General features: G+C 65.2%; 11 protein-coding genes and 2 pseudogenes. 8 read left to right on the top strand and 5 right to left on the bottom strand.

What is annotated here, in order from left to right:
• Positions 1 to 9: 9 nt before the first annotated feature.
• The 4 genes and pseudogenes from ABT057_RS49260 to ABT057_RS27980 form a co-directional block, all read left to right on the top strand.
• Positions 10 to 114: pseudogene (locus ABT057_RS49260) on the top strand (DUF4244 domain-containing protein); the annotation flags it as partial.
• Between the two features lie 109 nt (positions 115 to 223).
• The gene (locus tag ABT057_RS27990; RefSeq protein WP_352346373.1) at positions 224 to 1,381 is read left to right on the top strand and encodes a tyrosine-type recombinase/integrase; all 1,158 of its coding nucleotides are present in this window, start codon (positions 224 to 226) and stop codon (positions 1,379 to 1,381) included.
• A gap of 422 nt (positions 1,382 to 1,803) precedes the next feature.
• A complete protein-coding gene (locus ABT057_RS27985; RefSeq protein WP_352346372.1) occupies positions 1,804 to 3,900 on the top strand; it encodes a tyrosine-type recombinase/integrase in 2,097 nt (698 codons plus the stop codon).
• A complete protein-coding gene (locus tag ABT057_RS27980) occupies positions 3,897 to 4,475 on the top strand; it encodes a DUF6262 family protein (RefSeq protein WP_352346371.1) in 579 nt (192 codons plus the stop codon). The genes ABT057_RS27985 and ABT057_RS27980 overlap by 4 nt, the downstream gene beginning before the upstream one ends.
• A gap of 196 nt (positions 4,476 to 4,671) precedes the next feature.
• Here the strand turns inward: ABT057_RS27980 and ABT057_RS27975 are convergent.
• A pseudogene (locus tag ABT057_RS27975) lies at positions 4,672 to 5,068 on the bottom strand (MFS transporter); the annotation flags it as partial.
• Positions 5,069 to 5,115: 47 nt separating this feature from the next.
• Here ABT057_RS27975 and ABT057_RS27970 point away from each other — a divergent pair.
• Complete coding sequence (locus ABT057_RS27970) at positions 5,116 to 5,790, top strand: HEPN domain-containing protein (protein ID WP_352346370.1); 675 nt, start codon at positions 5,116 to 5,118, stop codon at positions 5,788 to 5,790.
• A 367-nt stretch (positions 5,791 to 6,157) separates the two neighbouring features.
• A complete protein-coding gene (locus ABT057_RS27965; protein ID WP_352346369.1) occupies positions 6,158 to 9,241 on the top strand; it encodes a CHAT domain-containing protein in 3,084 nt (1,027 codons plus the stop codon).
• Between the two features lie 25 nt (positions 9,242 to 9,266).
• Here ABT057_RS27965 and ABT057_RS27960 read toward each other — a convergent pair whose 3' ends face one another.
• The gene (locus ABT057_RS27960; RefSeq protein ID WP_352346368.1) at positions 9,267 to 9,950 is read right to left on the bottom strand and encodes a hypothetical protein; all 684 of its coding nucleotides are present in this window, start codon (positions 9,948 to 9,950) and stop codon (positions 9,267 to 9,269) included.
• A 516-nt stretch (positions 9,951 to 10,466) separates the two neighbouring features.
• Between ABT057_RS27960 and ABT057_RS27955 the strand changes: the two genes are divergently transcribed.
• Complete coding sequence (locus ABT057_RS27955; RefSeq protein WP_352346367.1) at positions 10,467 to 12,572, top strand: hypothetical protein; 2,106 nt, start codon at positions 10,467 to 10,469, stop codon at positions 12,570 to 12,572.
• Positions 12,569 to 13,024, top strand: a complete 456-nt coding sequence (locus ABT057_RS27950) for a hypothetical protein (RefSeq protein WP_352346366.1) — start codon at positions 12,569 to 12,571, stop codon at positions 13,022 to 13,024. Before ABT057_RS27955 ends, ABT057_RS27950 begins: the two co-directional genes overlap by 4 nt.
• 248 nt (positions 13,025 to 13,272) lie before the next feature.
• Here ABT057_RS27950 and ABT057_RS27945 read toward each other — a convergent pair whose 3' ends face one another.
• From ABT057_RS27945 to ABT057_RS27935, 3 genes are all read right to left on the bottom strand, one after another.
• A complete protein-coding gene (locus ABT057_RS27945) occupies positions 13,273 to 14,646 on the bottom strand; it encodes a hypothetical protein (protein ID WP_352346365.1) in 1,374 nt (457 codons plus the stop codon).
• A 334-nt stretch (positions 14,647 to 14,980) separates the two neighbouring features.
• On the bottom strand, positions 14,981 to 15,202 hold the full coding sequence (locus ABT057_RS27940) for a hypothetical protein (protein WP_352346364.1): 222 nt from the start codon (positions 15,200 to 15,202) through the stop codon (positions 14,981 to 14,983).
• Between the two features lie 440 nt (positions 15,203 to 15,642).
• Positions 15,643 to 16,269, bottom strand: a complete 627-nt coding sequence (locus tag ABT057_RS27935) for a hypothetical protein (RefSeq protein ID WP_352346363.1) — start codon at positions 16,267 to 16,269, stop codon at positions 15,643 to 15,645.
• Between the last annotated feature and the right edge of the window lie 28 nt (positions 16,270 to 16,297).

The following is a 16,297-nucleotide window of genomic DNA, read 5'->3' as shown; positions in this document are numbered from 1 at the left end:
GGGGTTGAGATGTACAAGGCGGTACGGGCACGGCTGGGTGCTCTGGTGTGCAGGATGCGGGGCGCGCGAAGGGACGCGGGAATGGTGACCTCCGAGTACGCGATGGGGATCGTGGTTATCTCTAGGAGTTCATAACCTTCAGGCACATGAGTGCTGGGGCTCTAGATCTCCTATCCTGAGAGGTATCTACTAGGTGGCTGGCACGTTTGGTACGTTCGCGACCATGTCCCGCACATACACGGCAGAACGCGCAATCTCCCCCCGTGACGGGTCGGTGTCGTGGGTGGTCATCTCCTCGTGCTACGAGCTCCACTTGGAGTCAGTTGCCTTCCTGGCGGGTCTCCGGATGGCGGGCCGGTCGGCCAACACGGAGCGCACGTACGCGGGCCGTGTTGCCCTGTACCTGTCGTACTGCGTGGATCACGGCTTGGACTGGAGGAAGCCCGGACTGCCATGGCTGGCACGGTTCTTGCACTGGCTCGTGGATGAGCCGCTGCCGCCGAAGGGCGAGAAGAAGCCGGCGCGACCACGGTTTCGTACGAAGAAGACCGCGAACCACATCATGACGACGGTCTGCGGTTACCTGCGATTCTGCGCTCAGCAGGGCTGGGTGGCACCGGAAACGGTCGCCCAACTGTCCGAGCAGAAGTACCTCGCCTACCTGCCGCCTGGCTACAACCCGGGCGAGGAGGGGCAGTTCCGCGCTGTGAGGGCGAAGGTGATCAAGTTCGAGGTCGCCGTCGAGGGCTATGAGTGGCTGAATCCCGAACAGTTCGCCCAGCTTCTCGGGCAGGCGCGGCGGGCCCGGGACCGTTTTCTGGTGGCGATGCTGGGCGGCACTGGTATGCGGATCGGTGAGGCGCTCGGGCTGCGGCGCGAGGACATGCATTTGCTGTCGAACTCCGTCGCCCTGGGCTGTCAGGTCGCCGGACCGCACGTGCACGTGCGGCGTCGGCAGAACTCCAACGGTGCCCTGGCCAAGGCCCGTATGCCCCGGTCGATCCCAGTGACGGACGAGTTGGTGACGCTCTACGCCGACTACTTTTTCGAGCGGGACCAAGTGCCGGAGGCAGCCGACGTCGACATGGTGTTCGTCAATCTATTCCGGGCACCGCTGGGCAGGGCGATGACCTATCACAACGCCAAAGACCTGTTCGACCGGCTGGCAAAGCGGGCCGGCTTCCCCGCTCGCCCTCACATGCTGCGGCACACAGCGGCGACTACGTGGGTGCGCAACAAGGTTCCGCGGGATGTCGTGAAGGATCTCATGGGGCACGTCGCGGATTCGTCGATGGAGCCATATGTGCACTCTACTGACCAGGACAAACGCGATGCCGTGGAACGCGTGGCTGCACTGCGGAAGGGCCTGGTGCGGGCGTGAGCGGGAACCTTGCGAGAGTCATTGATCTCGGCGAGCGCTCTGAGATCGCTCTGAGTGCGTGGACGGCCTGGCTGAAGGACCAGCTCATCGAGGACTGGCGTCCGGATGAGTGGGATGGTGAGAAACTACTGTTCACCGGTGACTTGGGGGGCCCGCGCACTCGCGCCTGGTACTGCATCATCGACACCTGCAACTCCGTCTCCCGGATCCGGCACGGCTGGTGCACGGGCTGCCGGAAGGCGTTCAAGACCAGCGGGTTGAGCGAGGTGGAGTTCAAGGCCGCCTACCGGCCGGACCCGAACCGGGTCTACAGCCACACGGACACCTGCACTGTTGAGCGGGACGGGAAGCGCTGCCAGCGCGAGTACCACACCACGGGGTTGTGCCGCCGCCATCACACGGACTGGATCAAGGCGTCCCGGGTGCGGGTACGCCACAAGTTCGGCGGGACACGGGATGAGTGGATACGCGATGTCGCCATCCCCTACGAGGCATTTCCGCCCTGTCTGATCCTGGGCTGCCCCCTGGAGCGGACAACGCTGGAGGGCGGACTCTGCCGGATTCACTACCGCCGCTGGCGGGTTCTGCACGAGTCGGAGGACCGTGTCCCGGACCTGGAGCACTGGCTGCGGCACGAGACGCCGTATCTGTCGGTGCGACAGTTCTCCCTGGCCGCGCTGAGTGACCTGGCCCGCCTGGAGGTGCTCTATGCGCTCCAGCAGCGCGACCAGGTGGCGCCGAATCTCGACCCGACGACTGTCCGGCATGCGCTCGCGCGGCTGGTCGGGGTGGAGAACCTGGTGACGGCCGCGCCGGAGGACTTGGTGCCCGACGAGCTGAGGCAGCGCAACGTCAGGATCATGATCCGGGACTTGGCCTGGGAGGTGGCACAGGGCTACGACCGGTTCCGCGGGATCGACCCGACCGAGAAGGTGGTCTGGGACAAGAGGGCCACGGCCTTCTTGTCGCCCGCCCGGCGTGCTGGGAAGTCGACCGGCCGTGCGGGCTTGGTGGACTTCTCCGTGGTCACCCAGCCCTGGCTGCGGGAGGCGCTGATGGAGTGGGCCCGCTCGACCCGCCCAGAGAGCAAACGGTTCAAGACGCACCTGACGGCCTGCACGATCGCATCGAGGGTGCTGAGTCGGCAGCCGGGCGGCGGGATGGACCCCCATGCCGTCCGCTTCGCAGACATGACCTTGGTGGTCGAGGCGATGAAGCAGCTGAAGCGGGCGGACGGGGTCACTCTGCTGGGCAGCAAGTCGCAAAGGGACACCCTCGCCGGGCTCTACACGATCCTGGACTTCGGCCGCAGTGCCGGTCTGCTCGAGACGCTGCACGGCACTTTCGCCCGCCACAGCTCGCACCGGATCGTCGTCGAGGAGAGCAACGAGGACGAGATCGGCAAGGCCGTCCCGGAGTCCGTGATCCACCAGCTCGACAGCCACCTAGGCACCATGGGGCGAGACTTCTCCTACAGCGGGCTGGAGCCGGACGCCATCGAGGCCATGTTCCAGACCGCCTACCAGGTGCTGCGGGACACCGGCCGCCGCCCGCACGAGGTCTGCGGCCTCAAGCGCGGCATGCTCGAGTTCGATGGCGGCGACTGCTTCCTGATCTGGAACAACCAGAAGAGCAAGCGGCACGGGCGCCGGCTGCCGATCGACAAGGACACCAAGGAGATCATCCAAGCGTGGGAGGAACGCCGCAGCGGTCTGACCGTGCCTGTGGAGAGTGCTCCGTATCTGTTCCCGGCGATCACCGGGCTGGGACGGCACCCTCATCTGACGACGAACAACTTCGCGCGGGCCCTGCGACTGTGGGTGGACTTGATTCCAAAGATCCACTCTGAGGGCACCGCACGGGACGGCAGCCCGGTCCCCTTCGACCGAGCCAAGATCTACCCCTACGCTTTCAGGCACTCCTACGCTCAGCGTCACGCGGATGCGGGCACCCCGATCGACGTGCTGAAAGAGCTTATGGATCACCGGAGTGCCGATACCACGGCCCGGTATTACAAGGTCTCCTTGAAGCGGAAGCAGGAGGCGGTGAAGGCGATGCGGCTGCGTGTCGTGGACCGTCACGGCAACCCTGCCCCGATGGCGTCGAACAGGGCTTATGAGATGCGATCGGTGGCGGTGCCGTTCGGCGGTTGCACCGAGCCGTCCAACGTCAAGGCGGGCGGTCATGCCTGCCCGATCCGTTTCCAGTGCGCCGGCTGCGGCTTCTACCGTCCCGACCCGTCCTACCTGGCGGCGATTGAGGACCAGATCCGGGATCTGAAGGCGGACAAGGAAACCGCGCTGGCCATGGACGTGGATGAATACGTTATCCGCAACATCCAGGACCAGATCAACTCGTTCAAGAAGGTCGCTGCGAACATGCGAGAGCAGATCGAAGCACTTCCCGAGCAAGAGCGAGAGGAACTGATGGAGTCCGTCAAGGTCTTGAGGAAGTCCCGGGCCGCCCGGGGCCGCATGCTTCCGCTGACCGTGATCAACCGCACCGAGTCGAGCACATGACGGCCAAGCGCACACCGCGAGAAGTGCTGGCGGAGTCCCGCCGCCGAGACAGTTGTGAGAAGCGGGCGAAGGTGCTGGCGTTCGTGGACGAGATGGTGGACCGGGGCGACGCGGTGACGTTCGCCGCGGTCGCCAAGGCGGCCGGGGTGTCGAACTGGCTCGTCTACGCGGAGGGAGTGCGCGAGCACATCGAGGCCGCCCGTAAGCGGCAGGAAGGCCAGCCACGGCGCGAGGCCCAGGTGGGCCGGTCATCGAGCGCGGCGAGCCTGGCCACCGATCTGGAGCTGTCCAAACAGCAGGTACGCGCTCTGCGGGACGAGCGGGACCACCTCAAGGCGGCGCTTCAACGACAGCTCGGGCACCAACTGGACCAGGTCGCAAACGCCGATCTGGTCGCGAGGGTGGATGAACTCACTCGTCAACACGAGGAAATTACGGCTGAGCGCGATGCGCTGCGGCGGGACAAGACCGATCTGGAAGAGCGACTGGCCGAGACAGAGGAGGACCTCGCCGCTGCCCGATCCAGTCTGCGCCGGATGATCCGTGCGGAGAACGTGGCCCCAGAGGGCAGTTGATTGATCTTTGCTTCGCTTACTGAGGGGCTCTGTCGGAATCTTGAGGACGGCCGTTAACGATCATGACGTTGCGTCAGACTCGTTCGAACGTCCTGCCCTCGTTCCCCAGGAGCCCGATGTGTCCCCCCTCACCTCGCTCCGGAGCCGAGATCCCACCGCTGGCCGCCCGGGTTGCCCGCGCGGCCAACCTCAAGGGCACCACCGCGATGTGGATCCGCGACCGCCTCGATGCATCAGCCGCGTCCTTTTGTCCACGGCGCGCCGGGATGCCGGTGAGGACGCCGATGGCTGCGGGCAGAGAGAGCGCCGCGACGGCCCAGAACGTGGTCCGCCAGCCGAGGTGGGTACCGAGCACCGATCCCCCGGGGACACCGGCGACCATGGCCACTGTGGTGCCCGACAACAGCACGGCGAGCGCACGCCCCTTCTTGGTCGGCAGGGACCAGTGCGGCGGCGGTCGTCAGAGCGATGGCGAGGAACCCGGCGTTCGCGAGCGCTGCGACCACCCGGGTCGCGAACAGGACCGCGAAGCTTTCGGTGACAGCGCCCAAGGCGTGGGCTGACAGGAACACGTGGACGAACCCGCATACGGTGAACTACGCACGATGAAGATCCACGGGGCACGAGCAGGAGAGAGCCGATGACCAGCCAGGCCCGCAGCGCGTTCAACAAGAACTGTGAGGATGTCGACCGCCTGCTCGAAATACACACCGACATCACCGGCGACGCACCCGGCCGGCGCTGGAAGGTCGAGTCCCTCCACAAGTCCGCCATCGTGCTCCTGACCGCCTTCTGGGAGGCATTCTGCGAAGATCTCGCGGCCGAGGCCCTGACGCATCTTGTTGATCACGCCCCGAAGGCGAGCGCTCTTCCAGGCCCGCTCCAGCAACTGGTGGCCAAGGAGCTGAAGGCGGAGAAGCACGACCTCGCGATCTGGCAGCTGGCCGGTGACGGATGGCGCACCGTACTGGCCTCTCGCCTTCAGCGACTTCAGGAAGAACGCAACCGCAAGCTCAATACACCCAAGACCCCTCAGATCGAGACCCTCTTCAGCAGCGCGGTGGGTATCGAGGACGTCTCAAAGGCCTGGTACTGGCCTGGCATGACCGTTGAGCGGGCGAAGAAGAAGCTCGACGACTTCATCACACTCCGTGGCGAGATTGCGCACCGCGGGTCAGCGGCCAACAGTGTGACAAAGCCGCAGGTCAACGAGTATTACAACCATCTCAAGCGTCTTGTGGACCGCACGGAAAAGCATGTCGCCTCCAAGGTCAGTCAGTCGACGGGGAAGGATCCCTGGCCGAGTGATGAGTAGCCCACGAGGGTGAATTCGCGGCCCGGAGCTGCACTGCGGTTCCGGCGCCGACCCTCCCGAAGGGGCCGGCCAGGGCCGGCCGCCGGTCTTCGAGCGGATGCACTGGTCGCGCACCCGGCAGGGGCGGCATGTCTCCGTGTCGGAATTAATGACGATGGCCTTGGAATCAGTAGCCGTGTCGAAAATGCTCACTGGATTTGTCCCAGGCTGCGCAAAATCTGCTGCACCCACCTCGTGAATCGGGTATGGATACAGGACAGGGGGCGGAATCGAGCGCAATGAATGATCGATTCCGCTTCTCGGGACGCCGCCCAATGACGAGCCGGGGGATCTCTTGAACATCGGACCACCTGTAGGTGATCTCTTCATGCTTGCGGTGGATGTCACCGCCGGCGTCGTCACAGAGGACGAAGCTGTCGGGGAGTGGATCTCTACAGGTGCAGTGCTCGACTCCCAGCAACTTGCAGAGCTTGATTTTGCCATCGAAGACGCGCGGCGGAGGGACAGCTACACACTCGGCTGGGTAATGGCGAAGCTCGCGGAGACGGCTGCGCGATATCATGCGGGGGCCTCTTGGGGTTCGCCGTGGTGGAATGCTGCAGATATTTTCGTCGAAACCACAAGAAGGCTGCTGCACAAGAACCCCCATGGCCGCTATTTGGCAGAGGCCCGTACGGTGGTTGAGCGTCAACTGGCGATCATGGCTGAGCGTTGCGGCCCGTCTGGACCTGGGAGATACCAGCCCGGCGAGCTTCAAGAATACGCGGAGACGCTCAAGGTGGCTGGTGGATTACTGCTTGGTCCATATATTGAGTACGCTCAATACGGAGCACAGTCACTCGACTATTGGCTCAGCAGCGAGCAGCTCTCCTTTATCGCTTCCCCCGCGGCCTATGACACCGGGCGACTCGTCCAGATGCCTAAACCCGCGGACGCCATGGCTGAAGCTAAGAATCACCTCGAACGTGCCGCCACCGTGGGTGCGGGTCATGTGAAAGGCCTGAGCTTGGCACTCCTTGCCCAGTGCGTCTTCTACCACGGATTATTCTCGGGCGAGCCCGTCATGGTGGAAGAACTCGCTGACCTTGCTGCTCTGGCCATCCTGTACTTGGACCCAGGAAAAGATCCTCACGTCAGTGCCCGCATGGTTCTGTTCCGGGAGAGATTCGGCGGCGCCTCGGAGGACTATCCGACGGTGGAGGATGTGGTACAGCGCACGCTGCTCCCTAGTCCCCGCACCGCGACCGAAGCGAGACTCCAGCTGCAGACGTTTCTCGCGCTGGCACCCGCACTCAGCAGCCTGTCTCCGCAACTCCTGGCACTTCTCTGGCAGCGCGTCGCGGCCTTGGGTGAGAACCTCGACGGCTACGCAAAATTCGCGGTCTGCGAGACGCTGCTGCACAATTTTCCGGAAAGCGTCGTGAAGTGTCGCGGGTCCGTTGCGAGAACAGAAGAATTGGCCGCTTCCATCGTTGCTGATGACCGCCTCTCACGAGAGGCAAAGGCGACCTCTTTGATCCATCTGGCCGTGGAGAGTCCAGGAATCGGGGAGGCTATGTCGCTGCTTCAGCAGAGCAGAGAACTGGCCCCGGAAATCTCAGTACGCTACTTTGACTGTATTGACTATGCTGAAGCTACAACAGCCTTAGAACGGGGAAGGCGCAGCGAACAGTCAGGCCATGTAGCAGAGGCTCTTGAGTGTTACGCCATGGGCGCTCACGCGACGGCCCGCCTGACTCGTGGATGGGCCTGGAGCGAAATTTCCCACGCCTTGCTGTTGCATGTTGTTGCGTGTCTGCGTGTCTGCGAAGATACGGACGCACTACGTGTCGCTATGAGTGCGGTGTCCGTGGCCCACGCGGTAGTACCGCAGCTTCCCGCCACTTTCCATGAAGGTCGGTCAGGTCTGTACTGGTCTCTCGGAGTTCTGATCGAACGCTTGATGTGGAAGGGCGAACACCTCGCGCTTCCGATGACCCGTTATCTTCACCACCGGTTGTTCAAAGGCGCCGATTTCGCCTATGCCGTCGCAACTCCCGGCCCGTCCACCTTTGACGAGCCTAGCGAGCGTCTGATGGCCAAACTGCGGCAACTCGAAGTCGCCGAGGGCCCTTACGTGCCAGGTACTGAACCCCTCGATTTGAGCTCCTCCCTCCCATCAGAGGTATACGACCTTGCCTACGCCAGCACGGACGAACGGCCTGGCACATCGGTACCTCGCGTACGTACCAATCGGCTACGACGGGCGATCGACCGCGCTACCTCCCACCAGGTCATGCTCACCGCATCTGAGAGGCAGGACAACCCTCTTGTTGGGTTCATGATGCCCCGACAAGAGGATTTACCCGAAGACATGGTCCTCATCTCGCTTTTTCTGGGTGAACGTGACGTCGTGACGCGCAGCAGTGGGGATTCAGCCGGGCTGCGCACGACCGCAACGTGGTTCACCCGGGAGGAGGAGGGATGCTGGGCAGTCAACACCGTCGAGGCGGGCTCTGCCGGGACCCACCATAATCCTCATACGGATCAGGCCCGTCATCTTCACTCAGTCGCGCCCTCGGTGGCTGCGCTTCGGCAGGCTGTCCAAGCCAACACCTTCGGCCGGCCAGCAACGTCGAGGGCGAAGCGGCTCCTCGGAGAGTGGTACGCCCGGCTCGGCGGTCCCATCGGCGACCTTCTCCCACAATGGGCTAAGCAGGGGAAACGTCACCTGTGCTTCTGGCCTCACGGACCATTGCACTATGTTCCGTATGCCGTACTCGAACATAACGGACAGCCACTCGCCGACGACTGGACCGTTTCCACGGTCCCTTCCGATGTGGTGCTCTACCGCTCGATGTCACCCCCCACCAAGCCGCGGCTGCTCGTGGTCGGGGCAGATCTGGAGAGGACCACCGGCGACGGAGGAGGCCTTGGGCGTACCCACGCGCGCACTCTGGCGGGGAGTTTCCCCGACTCCCGACTGCTAGACGGTCCCAAGGCGACACCGGCTCGGCTGCTGGAAGAGATCTCGTGGGCCACGCACCTGCACGTCGCGGCGCATGGTTCCCACGACGCGGAGGCCACATGGTTCCAGTGTCTGTATCTCAACGGCGACGGGGGCGCGAACAACGACGGCCGGCTCCTCGCCCGAGACATCGTTGGGTGCGATCTACGGAACGTTTCGCTGGTGACGCTCAGTGCCTGTGAGTCCGCCATGGGTCGAGTGGACCTGAACGACAATCTTCGTGGGCTGCCTGCTGCCTTCATGCTGGCGGGGGTAGCTACCGTCATCGGTGCACTGTGGCCCGTCGGTCCTGATGTGGCCGACCACTTCTTCGTACGGCTTTACGGCGAGTTACTGCGGGGAGCCACGAAGCTCGAAGCCTTTCGAACGGCTCAAAAGGCTACCCGCTCGGCATTCCCCAGCTACCGAGACTGGGCGGCCTTCACCTTCACGGGGGGTCTGTAAGCTCTCAGCCGTTTACGGCAGGCGATCACAGGTCCACTGAGTGCACACGGGGCAGCATTTGTGCATCGTACGAGATGATCCGCCCCATGCGGACATCCGCCGCTAGGGCAAACTCCGCCCCGCACGGTCCGGTGAACGGAAGTCGAATGACCATGTGAAGTCGGTGCACACCGGAAAGCCGCTGCCGGGCCGTTCGAGTAAAGACCCACAGGGCGTCGCTGCAGTCGACCCCCTCGGCTTCCAGATAGGGGTCCTCACCCTGCTCTTCGAGGTTCTTGGCCACTTCAGCAGTGAAGAACTTCAGGTTCAGGTTCAGCTTCAGTGAGGAGTTCTGCTTGGCTGTGCTGACCGCACGGATTGGGCTAAGGTCCCAGGCCAGGGGCTGCTGCGCTACACCTGCCGAGTGCGCACGTAGCCGAACTTGGAGCGTCGCGCTCTCCACCGGCTCCCGGTCGTGATGATGGAAGTTAACTGCTGTACTCAGGAGGCAGAACCGCGCGCTGCCGAACAAGTGCCGTGCATGCTCACCCAGTTCCTCTCCGGCCCAGCGTTCCACTCCAGCCGCATTGAGTGGCGTCACTTGGGGCCTACCCAGGGAGACGCGATCGTTGACGAGGTGATGACCAGGTATGCCGTGCAGTACTGGCCTCTGCACTAGGGCTATTTCGTCGAAGGTCATCACAGGCACCGGCACCTCGAACGAATCCACTCAGCCAGGCTATCTGACCCCGAAGCGCCGGGTCAGCTTCTTGGTCCTCGCGCTTTCGCTTACGGTTCCGGCCCCCCGCTTTCCCCTGTGGCGGCGAGCCGGATTCGCGCTCAGCGGGCGAGGATGACGGTGATCGGCCGGTCGGGGCAGTCTGAACGGTTCCTCACGGAAACGGACCCCGCTCGGGGCGCTGCGTCTGACGGGCCGACAACTGTCGGTTCCGGCACGTACTCTGGGTGGTGGAGCGCACCGATGTCGGTGACCCGCACCAACCTCAGTGGACCGATCCCGGTTCGGGGTGGCCAGTACCGCGATTCCCGTGAGGATTCAGCGGTGGCCTGGTGATGGTGATCTGTCCAAGGTGGTCGCAACGGCCCAGTGCCCCGCAGCGGCGGGGAGGCGGTACAGCGCCGGCACCCACCTCTGCACCCGCGGGAGGCGGACCCACTCCGCGTCCCGATCCGTTCAGGGAATGCGGCGAAAGCCCTTCCCTGCGTACGAAAGCAGAGGTGCGGTATGTCACCGCGTCGTCCCAAGCGCCCTGTCGGGCACTTTCCCTATCTCGATGATCCCGAGTACCGGGCCCAGTTCGTCGAGGCCGGCCTGGCCGATCCCCGGTGCACGCTCGACCGGGGCGCGCTGGAGCGCATGGCCACCGATGCCGTCAATCTCAAGCCGCTGATCGCGGCGAGCGGGAACAAGGCCACCGGCGTGGTCGTCCACGGCTTCAAGGACTCCGCCGTGCACCCGGTGGTCACCGAGCACGGCACCCTCTACCAGATGAGGGTCCAGCAGCCAGGGATCGCTAGTGCGATCAACCAGTTCAACATCCGCTTCGCCTACGACGTCGCCCAGAACGCCGCCGTCACCACCCCGCGCGTGACCCCGCTCTCGTCGCCGGATGGCGGGCAACTGGCGGTTCTGGAGGTCGAGTTCGCCTCCGAGGAAGCGCTGCTGGAGCACCTGACCTTCATCGAGGGCCGGCTGAGCGCGGCAGAGAAGGCCCGCAAGTACGACCTGAAGGCGGACCTCGCGGTCTCGGGCCAGACCGAGCCGGCCACCTACCACATCGTGCGCTACCGACTCGGTGACCAGGTCTGGTACGTCACCGTCTCGACGGCCGGGACGAACCGCACCTTGCACCGCCACAGCCTGCTCGGACTCCAGCCCGCCGTCGGACTGCTCGGCCTGCCGCAGAAGGTCCTCGGCGGAGCCGAAGGCCAGCGCTGGCGCAACCCGGCCGACTGGCGGGACCGCTACACCGCGCAGCTCAACAGGTACGACGGTGTCGATCCCCAGGACATCGAGATTCCGGCGGACGACCCGGAGAAGGCCAAGGAGGCGCAGGAGGCCCGTGCTTGGGCTGAACTTGCGGCCTCCGCGTTGCCGGTGGCGACCACCGGCGCCGTCTTTGTCATCGGCTACGTGCCGGCCGCCGGCAACCGTCCGGACTTCGACGCCGCGCTCGCGTCGACCAACCTGCGCACCCACCTGCGCGGCCCGCTCGACTTCTCCGGCCCCAACCAGGCCATGGCGTCCGGCCGGACGCTGGTCGACCACGCGTTCGCGGACGACGCGATCACGGAGTTGGAGCACGCGGTTCTCACCGGGGCCCGCCCGGCCGCAGACCTGCACGACGACCCGCGCGAGGCCGTGGTGAACATCGTCCGGCTGGCGGACCGGGTGGTCTTCCCCAGCGACATCCCCAGCCTGCGCCGGACAACCAAGGTCCTCGTCGAGCCGTCACCGACGCGCCTGCAGACCAAGCACGCCCAGACCCGCGGCGAGATCCGCAGCGCACTGCTCACGGCTGCCGTCGGCGGGGTCGATCTCCCGGCCGCCGCCATGGACACCCCCCACCACGGCACGGTACGTAACGGCATCGCCACCACCGGGCTGTCCGCCCAAGAGTTGATTGCCGCGGCGACGGCGGCCGAGCCAAGCGAGAGCCGCGACGCGGCCCGCACCGAGCTGGCGCACATCGCGGTACCGGGCCTCGTCAACGGCAAGGTGCTGCTCGGCTCCTACGGCTCCACCGGCGACCGCCGGACGGTTCCCACCAAGCTAGCCGCGGCCCGCGTCACCGACGAGGGGATCAAGCTGTTCGTCGAGGCCATCGACGCCTTCGCTGAGGTGATGCAACTGCGCGCCGGCCGCGAGATCACGCCGCAGGCGGGCGCGACGCCGGGCCGCCTGCGCAAGGTGGTCAGCAGGGACACCGACGACGCGGACAAGCTTGCCGACTCGGCGTGGTTCACCAAGCACTGGCCGGTGGAGAACAACAACTCCGACTCGGGCGGGGGAGCGAGCACCGCGTCCAGGCTCTCCGACAGCGAGCAATGGACGGACAAGGTCAAGGACACCCTCGGCCGGGTCACGGCCGCGAAGAAGTCCATGACGGCCCTCTCCACGCACTTCAAGGAGATGCACTCCCTCGTGGGGCCGGGCAGGGATCTGACCGCCGACGAGCGGCAGTCCTGGGAGGACGAGCTCGACACGGTGAAGTCCCAATTGGACGACGCCCGCGAGTACCTGAGGAAGCTGCGGTACCGGCCTGCCGACACCGGTGCCACGAGCGGTGACATCACCGACTTCGCCTTCGCGGCGGAGGAGTCCGAGTGAGCGGCCTCCTGCCGGGGGCGCGTCTGGCGCAGGACGCCGCGCCGCCGTCGGGCCCGGTCCTGCGGCCAGTGCACGTCCAGCTTCTCGCTCGCGCCCTGGGCGGCTACAGCAGCAGCGCCCCGTACTGGTCACTGGTCGACACTGTCGAGGCCTTCTGTCCGGGCCTCTACCTCGTCGCCGACGCCCACGGACGCATCGTCTGGCTCGGGATGGCGGCCGGCGACCAAGGGGTGACCGGGCGGATCAGGACGCATCTGGGCGAGCCCTGGAAGCACGCCGTCTTCCACCGGGTCTGGGTCGCCTCCGCCTACGACCAGATCTCCCGGCCCGCTCTGGAGGCCGCCGAAGGCTGGGCTGCCGACGCGCTGGATCTGCGTGCCCGGATGCCGCACCGCACCTGGCCGTCGTCCACCCACTGGCAGTTGCTCGTCGGCTGTCAACCTGTGGTGTGACCACGTAGGGCGTGGGTCCGGGACCGCTGCGCTCCCGGACCCACGCCCGCCCTCGCCGTCCAAGGGCGTGGTGCGCCAAAGCCTGCCCAGATAGTCACCCTTCGGGAGATCTGCCTCCGGGGTGGGGACACGCGCTGCCTGCAGGGCATCTTGAAGCGCACCTGTGACGGGCTTGGCTCACCACGTGCCTGACCTGCCTACTGGGCTCTACAGCTCTGTACTGCAGAGTTGCTTGACAAATCGTGGTGTCACTGAATGTGGCCACCAGCACGCAATACCGCCTCCAGCGCCGGGTACCGGTAGAAGCTATCCCTCTCCTCGGCCATGGACTGAACGCGGGAGAGGAAGGAGACGAATTCCGCGGGCTGCGCCAAGCCAAGATGCGCCGTGTTACGGAACAGGGCCACGGCAAGATCAGGCATCTGGGCGGCGGTGCGGCACTCGTGGTTGTCCGCCCACGTCGTCAACGCTGCCCCGAGATCCTTGATACTGAGGAAGGCGCCGTGCTGGACGAGGAGTTGACCAGCCTGCTCCCCCGTACGCCAACTTCCGGCTTCCTCGATGAACTGCAGCACTGCGGGGACGAAATACGGGTGCGGACGCGTTGCCACGACGTTCATCCGATGCAACTCGGGAAGGTCGGCAAAGTGTTGTTCGAGCGCGGGAATCCGTTCTCTCGCGTAGCTGCTGCTGACGACTGCCAGGCTTGCTGCGATGTCGGCTCGAAGAGGTTCCCAGACGGCAGCGGTAATGTTCCTGGTCAGCAAACCTTGAAGCCGCTCACGGAGTGGTTCGTCCACCATCTCCCAGAAGAAATCCTGGTCACAGAGGCGGACGAGGGCGCGAAGCTGTGTCTCGCCGTCGAGTGTCTGAAAGCTTTCGCGCTGTCCAGCTACGGCGGAACGGACAAGCTCTCTGTCGCGTTGCGCGAACGCGAGCAGCACGAGGGCGGACCTGTCGGCGTACTCGATGGCCGCCAAACGTTTATTGGGATCGAGTTCGCGAAGGGCGTGCTTCGCAGCGAGCTTGGCGATGTTGCTGCGGGCAGCTTTGCGTACGCGGTCGAAGAAGTTGGTCTGAATGTGGGACACCACCGGTACGAACGACGGGTCACAGGTGTAGTCGAGGAACGCGTCCAAGATTTTCCCACCCTGGGTGGCGGGATGGGTCAGCAGCGTTGTCAGTGCGACCGCGAGGTGTCCACGGGCGACTTCAGGGCGAGGCTCGTAGACTTCGCTGAAGCTGCGCAGTGACGGGTGTACGCAGAGGTTGCGGTCTTCGCGGATGCGTTCGAGTTCTCGCTGGCCGATCGAGTCGATCAACTCGAAGTCAACTGCTTTGGTCAGCAAGCTGGCTTCGATGTTTTGCATCGCGCGAACGCCGTCTGGAGTGATGCCCTTTTCCTGTGCACTCATAACCTCGGTGCGGAATGCGCTTGCCCCAGCATCGCCGTTGTCGGCAAGTTGGATGAGTTTGGTGATGATGTCTGCGGTGACTGTCGTCCAGGTTGCGGCGATGCTTGCGCGGATGGCGCCGGAGTTGTAGCAGCGCCATGCTTCCTCTGCGAGCGGTCGCGTGTCCGGGTTCCAGACCTGCGCAATCAGATTTTCCACGTCCGTCACCGGCACCTCCTCGTTATCTCACCCGAGTGTCCCAGGAAGTGCCCGGTCGACGGTCGACACCGATGTGTACCTGGGTGTCTCTCTGCAGGGTGACGGGTTCGCCGGCGGCGCTCAGGACCACGCTGCTTTTCATGGGGGATGGGAGTTCAGCTGTTCGGCATGGCAGCCGACTGCTCGTCGGGAGAGTCCGTTCCAGGGGCCTGAGTCCATCGCCGCCCGCGAAGCCCTCAAGCGCGCCGCCCTCGCCCCGGACTCCGCGGATGGCGGCGTGGCCGCCTAGCCTGTCGGATACGGGGCGCAGCGGGGGCGCCGAGCGCGACGCCCCCGCCGTTGATCAGCGGCGGTAGACGCAGCCCTTGAGGAGGACCAGGGCGGCGGCCGCGAACACGGCCAGGCCCTCCGCCCGTCCGGTGGGGACGATGCCCGCGATGTTGGCCGCCTGGACCGAGGCGAGCCCGAAGAGCCCCTGGGCGGCATGCGACGGGACGCGGAAGGTAAACCAGTCGCTGCCCTCGCGCCGGTCCGGTCCGGCGATCTTGAAGGGGTGTTCTGCCATGATGGAAAAGCCTCCAGTGGTGTCGTTCGTACCCTCGTCCGATTCACGGAGACATCTGGGGTCGCTCCGGGCATGGAGCGGCCCCTCTCCGTTTCCGGCGGCCCTGACCGCCTCGGCTAAGTGAACCGCAGGTCAGGGAGGGTCGTGGAGCGCCCATCGTGCAAAACGGCTCGTCTTCGAGATTCCGCCCGAGAGCACAGTTCAGCGACCAGAAGTTCCCGTCGTGAGCTGCGGCTACGCCAACCGTCGCCGTCGCCGTTGCGGCGAATTCAAGGTCGGAGGCGTCTGCGGGCAATTCCCGTGCGTGACCTGCGGTAATTTGGATTTCCAAGTGACCGCTTGGAGCATCCAAGATGCAGCAGGCCATGTGATCGAGGTCACAGAAAACTGGCCGTTGGTGGAGACATCAGGCCTTCGCCATGAACACGTTGATCCCGGGATCAGTCGCGCGGTGCCGCAGGCTCGGGAGGGTTCGGGAGCCCGGCGAGGCCGCCGACGACCGCGCGCACGCTCTCCCAGCGGGCGTCCACGAGCTCCGCAGCGGCGGGCCTGTACCGCCAGAAGAGCTGACGGCATCCGGTCTCCTCGTACCCAGGGACCCACTCCCGCAGCCGGTTCACGGCCTTGCCCACGTCGTCCATCGCACCGAGCTCGACCGCCCAGGCCCGGGCCGGGGTGGACAAGCCGGAGTCCCGAAGCCACCGCTGGTGGGCCACCTCTCCGGCCGCCAGCATCGTTAGGTAGTCGCCGACCGGGACGGCGATACGACTGACGCCGGTGATGCCCGAGACCCCGGCGGTCGGATCGCACGGGTGCTGCGTCTGCTCCGGCGTCAGGACGACTTCGGTGACGTCGATGCCCGTCACGAAGGCCGCCGTCGTGTGACCGGCCTCGTGGACGGCGGCACCCTGACGGTCCGTCTCCAGCGAGAGGTCAAGGGCATGGTCATGGTTCGCGCAGCACCAGCCGGCGGGGGCCGGGTGGAGGGAGAATTGGCCGACGCTACTTCCCGAGGATTGCAGGGCCCGCCGCTGCCACGCCGGCTGCCGTCGGTCAGGTCCGAGCACCTCCAGATATGCCTAACTTCCATTACAT

Source organism: Streptomyces sp. NPDC002588, from assembly GCF_040295925.1.
GTDB lineage: Bacteria > Actinomycetota > Actinomycetes > Streptomycetales > Streptomycetaceae > Streptomyces.
Note: the sequence above shows the minus strand (reverse complement) of the source record. Positions and strands in the feature narration are given on the sequence as shown.